The organism is Nonlabens sp. Asnod3-A02, from assembly GCF_045063755.1.
Classification (GTDB): Bacteria; Bacteroidota; Bacteroidia; order Flavobacteriales; family Flavobacteriaceae; genus Nonlabens; species Nonlabens xylanidelens.
This window is the reverse complement of sequence record NZ_JBEFOC010000007.1, coordinates 1,041,401-1,055,273: the sequence shown is the minus strand read 5'-3', so window position 1 is coordinate 1,055,273 and position 13,873 is coordinate 1,041,401. Positions and strand designations below refer to the sequence as shown.

Annotated in this window: 14 protein-coding genes and 1 pseudogene; 11 read left to right on the top strand and 4 right to left on the bottom strand. The window is 34.8% G+C overall.

Annotated features, from left to right (window positions below):
• Positions 1–19: 19 nt before the first annotated feature.
• The 4 genes from uvrB to ACJJVN_RS08190 all read left to right on the top strand — a co-directional run bounded on the left by uvrB (position 20) and on the right by ACJJVN_RS08190 (position 3,952).
• Positions 20–2,020 (top strand): excinuclease ABC subunit UvrB, encoded by a 2,001-nt coding sequence (gene uvrB, locus ACJJVN_RS08205; protein ID WP_405377764.1) that lies wholly within the window; start codon positions 20–22, stop codon positions 2,018–2,020.
• A gap of 102 nt (positions 2,021–2,122) precedes the next feature.
• On the top strand, positions 2,123–3,040 hold the full coding sequence (locus ACJJVN_RS08200) for a septum formation inhibitor Maf (RefSeq protein WP_405368373.1): 918 nt from the start codon (positions 2,123–2,125) through the stop codon (positions 3,038–3,040).
• The gene (locus ACJJVN_RS08195) at positions 3,037–3,588 is read left to right on the top strand and encodes a mechanosensitive ion channel family protein (RefSeq protein ID WP_405377763.1); all 552 of its coding nucleotides are present in this window, start codon (positions 3,037–3,039) and stop codon (positions 3,586–3,588) included. Before ACJJVN_RS08200 ends, ACJJVN_RS08195 begins: the two co-directional genes overlap by 4 nt.
• A gap of 40 nt (positions 3,589–3,628) precedes the next feature.
• A complete protein-coding gene (locus ACJJVN_RS08190; RefSeq protein WP_405377762.1) occupies positions 3,629–3,952 on the top strand; it encodes a translation initiation factor in 324 nt (107 codons plus the stop codon).
• Between the two features lie 189 nt (positions 3,953–4,141).
• On the opposite strand, the gene ACJJVN_RS08185 is transcribed toward ACJJVN_RS08190, so the two are convergent.
• Both ACJJVN_RS08185 and ACJJVN_RS08180 read right to left on the bottom strand, forming a co-directional pair.
• On the bottom strand, positions 4,142–4,429 hold the full coding sequence (locus tag ACJJVN_RS08185) for a 4a-hydroxytetrahydrobiopterin dehydratase (RefSeq protein WP_104514769.1): 288 nt from the start codon (positions 4,427–4,429) through the stop codon (positions 4,142–4,144).
• A 7-nt stretch (positions 4,430–4,436) separates the two neighbouring features.
• On the bottom strand, positions 4,437–4,622 hold the full coding sequence (locus ACJJVN_RS08180; protein WP_405368367.1) for a CsbD family protein: 186 nt from the start codon (positions 4,620–4,622) through the stop codon (positions 4,437–4,439).
• Positions 4,623–4,743: 121 nt separating this feature from the next.
• Here ACJJVN_RS08180 and ACJJVN_RS08175 point away from each other — a divergent pair, with 121 nt between their 5' ends.
• From ACJJVN_RS08175 to ACJJVN_RS08155, 5 genes are all read left to right on the top strand, one after another.
• Entirely contained in the window at positions 4,744–5,496 is a 753-nt protein-coding gene (locus ACJJVN_RS08175) for a hypothetical protein (RefSeq protein WP_104514767.1), read from the top strand.
• A 258-nt stretch (positions 5,497–5,754) separates the two neighbouring features.
• A complete protein-coding gene (locus ACJJVN_RS08170) occupies positions 5,755–6,222 on the top strand; it encodes an SRPBCC family protein (RefSeq protein WP_104514766.1) in 468 nt (155 codons plus the stop codon).
• A gap of 51 nt (positions 6,223–6,273) precedes the next feature.
• Positions 6,274–6,969: an SDR family NAD(P)-dependent oxidoreductase gene (locus tag ACJJVN_RS08165; RefSeq protein ID WP_104514765.1), complete on the top strand. Its 696-nt coding sequence runs from the start codon at positions 6,274–6,276 to the stop codon at positions 6,967–6,969.
• Positions 6,970–6,976: 7 nt separating this feature from the next.
• Positions 6,977–8,302: a cryptochrome/photolyase family protein gene (locus ACJJVN_RS08160; RefSeq protein ID WP_405377761.1), complete on the top strand. Its 1,326-nt coding sequence runs from the start codon at positions 6,977–6,979 to the stop codon at positions 8,300–8,302.
• A gap of 330 nt (positions 8,303–8,632) precedes the next feature.
• A complete protein-coding gene (locus ACJJVN_RS08155; RefSeq protein WP_405377760.1) occupies positions 8,633–9,976 on the top strand; it encodes a hypothetical protein in 1,344 nt (447 codons plus the stop codon).
• Positions 9,977–10,025: 49 nt separating this feature from the next.
• On the opposite strand, the gene ACJJVN_RS08150 is transcribed toward ACJJVN_RS08155, so the two are convergent.
• Positions 10,026–10,997 (bottom strand): IS110 family transposase, encoded by a 972-nt coding sequence (locus ACJJVN_RS08150; protein WP_405377759.1) that lies wholly within the window; start codon positions 10,995–10,997, stop codon positions 10,026–10,028.
• A 458-nt stretch (positions 10,998–11,455) separates the two neighbouring features.
• Between ACJJVN_RS08150 and ACJJVN_RS08145 the strand changes: the two genes are divergently transcribed.
• A complete protein-coding gene (locus tag ACJJVN_RS08145) occupies positions 11,456–12,517 on the top strand; it encodes a hypothetical protein (protein ID WP_405377758.1) in 1,062 nt (353 codons plus the stop codon).
• 82 nt (positions 12,518–12,599) lie between these two features.
• Here ACJJVN_RS08145 and ACJJVN_RS08140 read toward each other — a convergent pair.
• Positions 12,600–12,905, bottom strand: a pseudogene (locus ACJJVN_RS08140) (transposase); the annotation flags it as partial.
• A gap of 143 nt (positions 12,906–13,048) precedes the next feature.
• Between ACJJVN_RS08140 and ACJJVN_RS08135 the strand changes: the two are divergent.
• Positions 13,049–13,792 (top strand): hypothetical protein, encoded by a 744-nt coding sequence (locus tag ACJJVN_RS08135; protein WP_405377757.1) that lies wholly within the window; start codon positions 13,049–13,051, stop codon positions 13,790–13,792.
• The last annotated feature ends 81 nt before the right edge of the window (positions 13,793–13,873 follow it).

The window sequence follows — 13,873 nt, the reverse complement described above, 5'->3', positions numbered from 1 at the left end:
AATCTTATTTTTACAATTCATGGATTTTAATATTGTATCAGAGTTTTCTCCTACGGGAGATCAACCGCAAGCCATTAAACAATTAGTGGAAGGCATAGAGGCTAATGAGAGATTTCAAACCCTACTAGGTGTTACCGGTAGTGGTAAAACGTTTACGGCTGCAAACGTGATTCAAGAAGTACGGAAACCTACCCTAGTCCTATGTCATAATAAAACGCTGGCGGCTCAATTATATTCAGAGTTTAAAGATTTTTTTCCTGATAATGCCGTAGAATATTTTGTATCCTACTATGATTATTATCAGCCAGAAGCTTTTATTCCTTCTAGTGGTACCTATATCGAGAAAGATCTTTCTATCAATGAAGAGATAGAAAAAATGCGATTAAGCACTACTTCTTCCCTACTTTCTGGACGTCGTGACATTATAGTTGTGGCATCTGTTTCTTGTCTTTATGGTATTGGTAACCCAGTAGAATTCCAGAAAAACGTTGTTAGAATAAAAAAAGACGAGGTCATTGCGAGAACGGCATTGTTGCACAAACTGGTACAGTCGCTGTATTCTAGAACCACTGCAGAGTTTAACCGTGGTAATTTTAGAATTAATGGTGATACACTAGATGTGTACCCTAGTTATGCAGATACTTGTTTTAGAATCCACTTTTTTGGAGACGAGATAGAAGATATAGAACGTTTTAATCCTGTAGATGGTAGAGTTCTTGAAAAATTTGACCAAATTACCATCTATCCGGCAAACATGTTTGTGACTTCTCCAGACATACTGCAAGGCGCCATACATTCCATTCAAGAAGATCTGGTAAAACAGACTGACTATTTTAAAGAAATAGGAAAACCTCTAGAAGCAAAAAGACTAGAAGAACGTACAGAATTTGACCTAGAGATGATAAGAGAACTAGGCTATTGTTCTGGTATTGAGAACTACAGTCGTTATCTAGACGGTCGTTTACCTGGTACAAGACCTTTCTGTTTATTAGACTTCTTTCCAGATGATTATTTAATGATTATAGATGAGAGTCACGTGAGTGTGCCACAAGTGGGCGCTATGTATGGTGGTGATAGATCACGTAAAGAAAATCTAGTCGATTACGGTTTTAGATTACCAGCAGCCATGGATAACCGTCCATTAAAATTTGAAGAATTTGAAGCTCTACAAAATCAAGTAGTATATGTAAGCGCTACTCCTGCCGATTATGAATTGGCACAAAGTGATGGTGTAGTCGTAGAACAAATTATAAGACCTACAGGTTTATTAGATCCTATAATAGAAGTACGTCCTAGTCAGAATCAAATAGACGACCTAGTAGAAGAAATAAGATTGCGAGAAGAACGTGATGAACGTGTTCTTATCACAACGCTTACAAAACGCATGGCCGAAGAACTTACCAAATACCTAACACGCATTAATGTAAGATGTCGCTATATCCATAGTGATGTAGATACACTAGAACGTGTAGAGATATTATCTGACTTGCGTCGTGGGGTTTTTGATGTTCTTATAGGTGTTAACTTATTGAGAGAAGGACTGGATTTACCTGAAGTATCTCTAGTAGCTATTCTAGATGCAGATAAAGAAGGTTTTTTACGTAACCAACGTTCTCTTACTCAAACTATAGGTCGTGCAGCACGTAATGTGAATGGACTCGCTATTCTATATGCCGATAAAATTACCGAGAGCATGCAAAAAACCATAGACCAAACAGAATACCGTCGTTCTAAGCAAATTGCATATAATGAGGCAAATGGTTTAAAACCTACCGCGATAAAGAAAAAGCTAGAAACAGCATTGTACCGCAAGAATGCTGCGACCTATGCCATAGAAGAAACGCTATCTCTTAAAGCGGCAGAGGAAGAAGCAGAATACCTTTCTAAAGCACAACTAGAAAAGAAAATAAGAGAAACTCGTAAGATGATGGAAAAGGCGGCAAAAGAATTGGATTTTATGGAAGCTGCAAAACTGAGAGATCAGATCAAAATGATGCAAGAGAAAGTAAAAACTGCCTAATCATTAGATTCTTCTATTTTTTGCTTATTTATTTGCCTTGTTTAGAGAATTTTATAATACATATCAAAATCATAAAAATTACATTTGTATAAAATTATAGCTATGAAATATTTTTTAATTTGTGCCGTCGCTCTTACTATACTTTCTTGTGATACTAAGGTCCATGTAGAAAGTAATGGAAAAACTATTATAGGTGAAGACCCTCTAGAAACTCTAGAAAACAGAGAACTTACTCAAGAATTTAAGGATTATTGGTACAGTGGTGAAGCAGAGATTTCTAGTTATGATCTTAGTCAGGCTAGATATGGAGAGATGAGAGAAGGAACTGCGGTAATGATTTTTGTAACGGAATCTTTTGATAAAAAAGACCAGGTAAAGGCAGACCAAGCAAACGACTCTAACAGACCTGTTCTTAAATTCAATGCCACTCGTGATTTTAATACTGGTATCTATCCTTATCACATTATGAGCAGTACTTTTTTACCTCTAGATAAAAAAGACAATGCTATTAAAGTAGCCAGCAGCATTCAAGAATGGTGCGGACAGACTTATATGCAAATGAATCAAGATGGTGATGAATATGAGGTGATGCTTCACTCCTATTTTCAAAGTGAAGGAAATGATGATTTTGAGATAGAAAACGTCATGACAGAAAATCAAATCGCTGCGCAGTTAAGACTAGATCCTCAGGCTATGCCTACTGGTGCAATTAAAATCATACCTAGTACAGAATTTTTAAGACTTAAACATGTGGAGACTAAACCATATGACGCCGTAGCAAAATTAAGCGAGATGGAAGATGGCTTTTTATACAGTGTTAAGTTTACAGATCTAGGTAGAACAATTGCTTTCAAAACAGAAAAGACATCTCCTTACCGCATACTATCCTGGATGGATCGTTATAAAGATGGATCTACACCTATGGTTTCTACAGGTACTTTAAAGAAGTCCATTAAATCTGCTTACTGGGGTAAAAACGCAAACAAAGATGCTGTTTTGAGAGATAGTCTAGGAATATGAAAGAATATTTTTCAAAGCCAGAAGTAATATTAACCGTTTCTTTCTTAATAGGTACGTTTATAATTCACCGGTTGATTATATGGAGTGCTGCAAAGCTGTCTCAAAAAATTCATCGATCAGAATTGCGCAAGCAGTATTTAAAAAGATACACCGGTTATATAATCTGGACCATATGTGTAATTGCTATTATTCTAGTATGGGGCTTTAATACAAAAGGCTTCTTTGTCGCACTAGGTTCTACATTTGCCGTAGTAGGTGTAGCACTCTTTGCAAACTGGAGTATTTTAAGTAACATTACGGCTAGTTTTATTCTCTACTTTACGTTTCCCTATAAAATAGGAGATCGTATAAGAGTACATGATAAAGACCTGCCAGTTACCGCGGTTATAAGCGATATAAAAGGTTTTTATACCTTACTAGAAACCGACGAAGGCGAGTTAATCACCTACCCTAATAACTTATTGTTACAAAAAGGGGTTTCTATCTTACAAGATAAAAAAGGTTCTATTTTTGACATCACAGATGATAGTGTAGATAGAACTGTTTAAATAGAATTTACTTATTAAATTTGCTATATAAAGTACTATTATGGATTTAAGCGATCAATTAAAAAACCTGTTTCCTACTCACGATTTTAAAGAAGAAGAACAACCAGAAAAGAGCAACATCTGGTTACAAGAAGATCCTTTAGAATGTAAGTTTGAAAAACGTAAAGGAAAAGTAAATACCGTAATAGCTGGTTATACTGGCGCCACTGCCGACTTTAAAATTCTAGCCAAAGAACTTAAAACCCAACTAGGTGTAGGCGGTAGTTTTAAAAACGACCAGATTATCATACAGGGCGATTACCGCGATCGCATTATGGAAATGCTCAAAGAAAAAGGCTTTAAAGTAAAACGTGTCGGTGGATAGCAACTGTATTTCTTCACTTCGTCTCTCACGTTTTTCTGTAATAGATATAAAGCAGGTGCATATTTCCATGGTCCAACTGAGCCTGTAATAATCATCTTGAGCATCTGAAAAGCAAGAACATTATTAAACATAAAAAAACTCCTTAATCACGATCGATTAAGGAGTTTTAATTTTTTAAGGTGTTATACCTTACTCATCACCTACTATGTGCTCAATGGCAGCAGCAAGTTTAAAGTCATTTTCTGTAAGACCGTTAACATCATGAGTACTTAGAGTAATCTCTAGGGTACCATAAGTGTTGTGCCAATCTGGATGATGCTCCATTTTTTCTGCTTCTAACGCGATGCGCGTCATTACAGAAAAGCAGTCCATAAAATTGTCAAATTCAAAGGTAGTGTGGATCGCATCATCATAATAATCCCATCCTTCTACGTTCTCTAAATGCTTTTCTACTTGTGCTTCAGTTAATTTTTCCATTGCTGTATTATTTATCGTCAAAGGTATTTTTTATTTTCCTTTTAGCCTCACCTATTCCTTCTTCTATTTTACCTTTTATTTGATCAGTCTTTCCTTCAGCCTCTGTAGATTTATCGTTAGTGAGTTTACCGAATTCTTCTTTGGCTTTTCCTTTAGTCTGATCCCATTTTCCTTCTAGTTCCTTGTCGCTCATAACGTTGTTTTTTATTGATTTAATCTAAAGATACAGACACATCCTTGAGCGTCTCGCCAAAAATATATTAATCCTGCACTAAAGAATTCTTAAATACCCACATAACTCTTATATTTAAACCATGAAAAAGATCAGCCTATTAATAGTATCACTAGTCGCTGCCACTGCTGTGGCACAAGTAGACTCACTTAAAACAGAACCCTTTAAAGATGCCGTACATTTAAGGGAAGTCCCTAGAAACAATCTAGTCATAGATCTAGGTGTTACACAACCTCTTTCAGATTATGGAGATGTCGCTAGATCGGGACTTAATATAGGAGCAGAATATCTGTATTATACTAACAAGCATCTAGGACTAGGTATTTCTTTAAGACACCAGTACAATGAATTCGGTTATCTAGATTTTCAGACAGACGATCGTACAGCAGCCACGGCAAACAACTGGACCAATACTTCTATAGCCATAGGTCCTACCTATTCTTATACTCAGGGCAGATTTCAATTTGATGCCTTCGTAAAAGGTGGAGTTGCCTTTTTAAACAGTCCAGAGAACAGCGTATCACAAATAGGTATAGGTAATACACAAGTATTTTCTAGTGACAGCGAGAACTCGTCTTCGTCTAGTGCTTATCTAGAAGGAGGTTTGCGATTCAATTACTATTTCCGTCGCAGTGTGCAACTATTCTTCTCGCCACAGTACAACACAACACTAGGTGACCCTATCGCCTATTCTTATAGAGATGACAGTTCTACCGCACCTATACAACCCAATTTATTGAAAAAATTAAATGCCTCTAACCTTATCTTTAATGTAGGTGTAAAAATAGCTATAGGTAAAGAATACAGCAGTGGCGAGTGGCGCGATGACGACTAGACGCTGGTGCTACTCCTATTTTTAAAACTCTTTAAATATTCTTTTTACACTTTTTAAAAACTCTTTAAATACTCTTTTTAAACCCTTTTATTACCTAATAACACTAGGTTTTAAAAGGGTTTTACGTTTTCTATAATTATACAAAAACATGAAATACAGTTATTTTTATAGTCATCATTAAAGTTGGCACAGAATTTAACAAGTCTTTATTCTAAATCTTTTGTTTAAGAGTTACCTTTATACCTTAAACAAAACAACTTGAAATTAATCCAATTTTCTTCGCAGCAAAAATTACCCATCTCCATAGATAAGGCATGGGAATTTCTAACAGATGCAAATAACCTGAAACTACTCACACCACCAGAACTGGATATGGTCGTGCAGTACGGTACAGAAAGAGGCATGTATCCTGGACAGCTTATAGAATACTCTATAAAACCACTACCCTTTTATAAAACCAACTGGGTGACTCACATCACACAAGTAGAAGAAGGCAAGTTTTTTGTGGACGAGCAAATGTACGGTCCCTATGCCACCTGGCACCACAAGCATTTTATTACAGAGATAGAAGGCGGCACACTCATGGAAGATTTAATTCACTACCGCTTGCCATTCGGTCTATTAGGTAAATTAGGGACGCCATTAGTTAAGAAAAAGTTGGAAGAAATATTCCGCTTTCGCGAAAGCGCACTCATCAAACACTTCGGTGCATTTAAAGAAAAATAAGAGATTTTAAAGTCTCTACTTATATAGTAAGAACAAAATAAAAGTACAAAAATGTCAAAAAATATACTACTTATAGGCGGTAGCCACGGAATAGGAAACGCCATCGTACAACACCTTCATGAAGGAAATAACGTGTACGTAGCCTCTAGAGAAAATGAAAATTTACCAGATAGTGTGACACACATTCCATTTGATGCACTTACAGAAGAATTAGACACCAGTTTACTGCCAGAATCTCTAGATGGTTTTGTGTACTGCCCTGGTAGCATTAATCTAAAACCCTTTAAAATGTTGAAGCAATCACATTTTGAAGAAGATATGGAGATCAATTTTTTCTCCTTAATAAAAGCCACCAGAACGGTTTTACCTTTATTGACTAAAAACGGTACCAGCAGTATAGTCTATTTCTCTACCGTTGCAGTAAGTACAGGAATGCCTTTTCATACCAGTGTAGCCGCTGCAAAAGGTGCTATAGAAGGATATGCTCGCGCACTAGCGGCAGAGTATGCTCCTACGGTAAGAGTAAACGTTATCGCACCGTCACTAGTAGACACACCACTCGCTGGTAGACTCTTAAATAACGATGCCAAAAAAGAAAAAATGGGCGACATGCACCCACTTAAACGTGTCGGTACACCAGAAGATATTGCAAGCCTTGCCGTATTTTTATTGAATCAAAACGAGGGCTGGATTACCGGCCAGGTGATAGGTGTTAACGGCGGTAAGGGGTCTTTAAATTTAGGATAAATAAACGATGAGTAAAAAGGTAAACATATTTTGGCTGCGTAGAGATTTAAGACTCGATGATAATGTAGGACTTCTAGAAGCACTTAAAAGTGATCTTCCTGTCCTGCCCCTATTCATATTTGACAGTGATATTCTAGATAAATTACCAGAAGACGACGCACGCGTTACCTTTATCCATGAGCAACTGCAGCGCATGCGCTCACAACTGCAAGAAGAACACGACAGTTCTATAGCCATGCTCTATGGAACACCTAAAAAAATATGGACGCAATTACTTAAAGACTATCAAGTAGACACCGTGTTTACTAACCATGATTATGAGCCCTATGCTCTAGAACGCGATCTAGAAATAGATCAACTGCTGGCACAACATAATGTAGATTTTAAAACCTTTAAAGATCAAGTTATTTATGAAAAAGACGAGATCACAAAGGCAGACGGTAATCCCTATGTCGTTTACACACCCTATAAAAATAAGTGGCTAGAACATTTTAGAAAAGACCATGGCACCGGCGAGCATCAAAAATTTTATTACACCCACGACTACCTAGATAACTGTATCAAAAACAGCAGGTTACCCAACCTGTCTCTTAACGACATAGGATTTAAAAAATCCAGTATAGAAATACCAGCCTATATCGTCACACCTACACTTATAGAAGAATACGAGAATACTAGAAACTATCCAGCCATAGAAAACGGAACCTCTAGACTGGGTATTTACCTAAGATTTGGTATAGTAAGTGTGCGTAAAATGGTGCGCAAGGCAGACCATGCAGACAACAAGACATTCCTAAGCGAGTTGATATGGAGAGAATTCTTCATGCAGATACTCTACCATTTCCCACATACTAAAGACCAAGCCTTTAAATCAAAATACGACCGCATCGAGTGGCGCAATAATGAGGACGAATTTGAAAAATGGAAAACCGGCACCACCGGTTATGCTCTAGTAGACGCAGGTATGCGAGAATTAAACACCACCGGCCACATGCACAACCGTGTACGCATGCTAGTAGCAAGTTTTTTAATAAAACACCTCTTAATAGACTGGCGCTGGGGCGAGACCTATTTTGCCGAAAAACTACTCGATTACGACCTCTCCAGTAACGTGGGCAACTGGCAGTGGGCAGCAGGCAGCGGTGTAGATGCTGCGCCCTATTTTAGAATCTTTAATCCCATTACCCAAAAAGATAAATTTGACAAAGAGCGCAACTACATAAAAGAATACGTACCAGAGTACGGCACCGATAGTTATCCAGAGATGATGGTAGACCATAAAGAAGCAAGAGAGCGCTGTTTAAAAACCTATAAAGAAGCCGTTTCTCAATAAGCCCATCACCACACCATACTCTATTATAAGAATACCGCTTGCGCGAAAGCAAAACCGCAAACCACCCTATTATACCATAACACACACCTATAAGACCAACCAGATGCGTTGGTCTTTTTTAGGTCTAGAAATGAAAGAAGCTCTAGCCAATATTAAACGTTTAATAATAAAAAGTTCTTATATACACCTAAAACCGCAATACATAAAATGTAACAAAAAAGTTCTTATATACACCCCATATGGTAGGGTTAGTTAATGGTTTTTTAGTAAATTGCTCATATATAACAGTTGTAGGTAATGCGAGAAACCGAGTGCCAAATCAAAAACTGAATGAAAAAAATATTATTAGTTGCTATATTAATCACTCTATTGAGCTGTGGAAATGAAAAAGAATCATTCCAATGGAATTTTGACTCAAACAGCAAATACATTTATTCATTCTCACAAATAACAAATAGTGAGAACAAAATGAAAAAGGATGAAAAAAGTAACAAATCCTACATCAGTGGAAATGGAAAATTAATAATCAATGGAAAATCCGAAAATTTAGCTGACTTAAGCTTTGAAGACATTAAGGTTAAACTAAAAAATGATTTTAGTAACGATACAATTTCTGACACTCAACCCAACTCAATAATTCAAGATTTACAATCTAACGGAACATTTCAAATGACTTCGACCGCAAATGATTTTGTTCGTGTTTTACTTCCTTTACCAAACAGAAAATTAAGCATTGGAGATACTTGCAGAGTTTCTCTTAACATACCGTTCAATATAAATGGTTCATTAATTAGTTCTAAAGGTTTTAATACTTTGATTTTTTCCAAATATGAAGAGATTGATGGACATAAATGCGCTGTCTTAAATGGAGAAATTAACGTTTCACAGTTAGATTTACCAGACAACTTTGAGGGTAAATACGAACTCACTGAAATTGGAAACGGAACATATTATTTTGATATAGAAAAAGGTTACTTCATAAAATCAAAAGTCAAATTTGATTTAACAACTTTAGCGGACAATGAAGACCTTTATATGAGTTCTAACAGCTCGAATGAATACGAAATTAATTTCTTGGATAAAATCGATAAAACAAAAGAGAGCACAAAAACAAAAAAAGCATTGATTAATGAGCCTATTAACTCGCCTTATGATATTGCTAAAACTGTAATTGAATTTTTACAAAAAAAAGATACAACCGAGTATTTGAACATTGCTATCCCATTAAACAAACAGAAACGACTTTTTGTGGATAATATAAAATACAATCCTCAAGAAAATGATACTATGGCAATCTATCGCGAGTTAAAAAGAAAATATGACGATAGAGTAGACAACTTTTTAGTCAGGGCAGGATATATATTGGAAATAATGCAAGAAGATAAAGGCTTCGACATTAGAAAAGCAACTATTGACACAATGTATTACAAACACGAAAAAACGAAAAATTATGGTGGATTTGGTAGAACTATTATTGGAAATTGGGCAGATTTAACTGTCGAAATGAATTTCAACAACGAAAAATATTATTTTGAAATACCTCAAATAATTAAAGTAGAAAACCAATGGTATTTATATTATCCAGAATATTATTTGAGAGATGAAAGAGAAAGAAAATTTGTTGACAAAAGAGTTAAAGAATTAAAAGAACAATCAGAAGAATTTTGGAAATAAAAGCACTACCTACAACAAAGAACTGTGGTAAAAAACAAGCGAATTTCACTTAATTTCTAACCAGTACACTTCTATATCCGTCATCATATATTAATCCTGATTTTGCTATGGCAAAAGCCTGTTTTAAGAGCTTATTACAGACAGCTATTAAGGCTAGTTTTTTACTCTTTCCTTTGGCTACTATTCGATCGTAAATTGCCTTGCATGCTTTGTTGTATTTACAAGCATTAAAACTGCACATAAACAGTAGGTTTCTTAGCTTCTGGTTACCTATTTTACTTATTCGTACTCTTCCATTTATGCTCGTTCCGCTTTGCCTTATTATAGGCGTTAATCCAGCATAACTGCATAGCTCACTTCCACTTTTAAAACGCTCAAATCCATCGGTTAAAACAACTAACATTAAAGCAGTCTTATCTCCTATTCCTGGAATGCTTTTTAAACGTGTTAGAACATCTTGATGCACCTGTTTTACTAAGGCTAGCAACTTATCCTCTATTAATTTTATTTCCTTCTGTACTTGTTTTAAACTGCGTTTTATGGAACTAACAACTACTTTACTTGGATTTCCTAAAACAGCCTCTCCATGTAGTTTATTTTTATACATAGTGCTTTGTTTAGTCAACATTGACAGCAGTCTAGTCATTTGAAGGCATTCTATTTGATGTTTAGAATTACCTTGCCATAGCTTTAAATCTACCTGTTTTGCATAAGCACAAATCAACTTTGAATCACTTTTGTCTGTCTTTATTTTAGACAGTTTCATCTGTATAAATCGTTTTACAGATAAAGGATTCTCCACCGATACTTTCTTACCTGATTCTAATAGATAATAAGCCAGTTGGTAATGATAATATCCGGTAGCTTCCATTACACAATGACTGTTATCATCTAACAACTTTACCAACTTTTTAAAGCCTGATACGTTATTCTTAAACTGATAGTATCTACCATCGGAATCGGTAACATCAAATACCAAATGACTAATGTCTATTCCGAAATATTTAATATCTTTATTCATTATAATATCTTTTTGGAAAGGACAACCTACGCGAGTTTCAACAACTTAAAATCGAGGTCTTAAAAGCCTCATAGAACTGTACGAAATCTGTGTAGAAAAGAGAGGGGATTTTCAATGTTGACGAGATCTGTAGTCTCTACGTATATAATAACCTTATTCCTCTCTTTTGTTCTTTCTATTTATAAACCTTTAATTTAGTGATTTCAAACTTAAGACGTATATAGCTCATAGCTAATTAGTTACTTACACGAAGTTAAGGCATATTTGGAAAGTCGCCAAATTTTTAAATTTGACGATTTCCAATAAAAAGATAAATAGTAAAATTTAAAAATCTGGCTTGTGCTCAATCCGAAAATAATTTTCTAATTTGCACGCTACGAGCCATATACACAACCGTTGTGTTTCATACAAAAAAACATCGTGCTAACTAATCGAAAACCAAATAAATATAAATTGATATGCTTAAAAACTTAATTTTTACGATAATAATTATCTCGGCTTTAAAAACATATTCTCAATGCTTTAATGGATATTCGGCAGGCGCTGGTACTATTTTAAAGACCACAGGTAATGCCAAATTAGACTCTAAATTTAATTCAGAAAAAATAAATATTGATTTACTGTTCGATGTAGCCACAGATTTATATATAATGGATGATTCAAGAAATCCTAATGCACTGGCAAACTGTGGTAGTAATGTTGGAGATTTTGATGGGACAGTTAGATTTGGTCGTAATTTGTTAGTGAATGAACTTTATAATTCAAGTCGTGGAGAAATTGCAATTGCTGGAATATTAGCTCACGAAATTGCTCACGTTGCGCAATGCGAATATATGTCACCTTTAAAAGACCAATTCAGAGAATTACAAGCTGATTTTTTAGCTGGTTATTACCTAGGAACAAGAGGAGATATTAATTATGAAAGATTGAAAAACTTCTACAGAAGTTTATATGAAAAAGGAGATTGGAGCGACCCTACACATCACGGAACACCGGTTCAACGAGTTAACGCAATGCTTTCTGGATTTAAAATCTCGTATCTAAATTTTAGAAACGCTTACAATAAAAGTCTAGAGTATATTAGAGGCAAGAGTCCAAGTCTATATAACGATGAAACAAACGCGATTTTAGTAAATGATTATAGTATTGAAATAGAGACGATAGACGGAACTGAAAATTTAATATTTTATCTAAAAGATATAGAAATTAGTGGTCAAAAGAATAAAAATGTAGTTGTCCTAGTCTCTTTAGTAAATGAAGAAAAAAATTATTACAAAGACATTTATTTACAATATGATTCTAATGGTTTTAAACGCCTATATGTTGAATCCGACACTTTAGTTCCTGATTATGATTCTACCTCATTTAATGAAATAAATTTAGTATTTGAACTTGAAGATGTTATTCATTTAAAGGGTAAAACAATAATCCCTCTTGTACAATTATATGAACAAGGGACAAACGGAAAATTAAAGAAAATTTCAGAACAGTATTTAAAAAGTTTTGAATTAAGCGAGTAATATTTAAAGTTGTGCGTAAGTAACATTGCGTATAGTACGAAAACACAACAAAGAACTGTGGTAAAAAACAAGCGAATTTTACTTAATTTCTAACAAGTACACTTCTATATCCGTCATCATATATTAATCCTGATTTTGCTATGGCAAAAGCCTGTTTTAAGAGCTTATTACAGACAGCTATTAAGGCTAGTTTTTTACTCTTTCCTTTGGCTACTATTCGATCGTAAATTGCCTTGCATGCCTTGTTGTATTTACAAGCATTAAAACTGCACATAAACAGTAGGTTTCTTAACTTCTGGTTACCTATTTTACTTATTCGTGCTCTTCTATTTATGCTCGTTCCACTTTGCCTTATAATAGGTGTTAATCGAGCATAACTGCATAGCTCACGTAAATCATGCATAATTAATTGCTGGCTTCTAGCCTACTTACGAAAATCCTCGCGGACTTTCTATTCGGTTTTTATTTGCTAAATTTAGTACTTAAACCACGCAACAAACCATATACAACGACGTTAGCAAACATTTGAAAATGAACAAACCGACAATAATTTCACTTCTGATTTTAACGCTATTTAGTTGTCAAAAAAATGTTGAACGGATTGATATTGCGAATGAATTAAGAGGAAATACTTTTGATTTAACCTCTATTGGAGAAAAAGATACTTTGACAGTCGATTTTAAAGACTCAACATATACTGTCTTTGAATATAGCGACAGGAATTTACCTTGGAGAATCGCAACTTTTGACAATACCGACATACTAGTTTTTGACAGACAAGTAATTGCAATAAAGCAAACAGACAAAAACATATTCAAAGGACTATTAATTTCGGAAAAGGATTATGAAGTAACTCTTGAGAAAAGAAAAGCTCATTGGAATAAAGAGCTACTAAACGGAATTTGGATTGAGGAAAAAAATTATGATTTATTCTTAAATGATAGTTTACCAAAACCACCACCACCGCCTGCACCACCAGGAATTTCTGAAAGTAATTTTCAATATCCCCCATTTTACGAAATTAAAGGAGATTCTATTTCAGCTACTTATTATTATCATATTTCTAAATCAAATATTGACATAAGTAATTCAACCGAATTCATAACTATGAAGTTGCAGAGCGATTTCGACAAAGTTGAAAAATTGTGGAAAATTAAAGAACTGAACGACAGTATAATGATTATCGACAGAACAATAGAAAAAGAAAACAAGAAGTTTAGTTTCTTAACGACGACAGAAGAAAATATTAAGCTGGTAAAAAAACGTTATAGCTAACAGTGTATAAAAAACATAGGGCGTTTGTGCTAAATCGAAAGTTCTGTGAATATTTATAAAATCCGCTAAATATAAAATTTG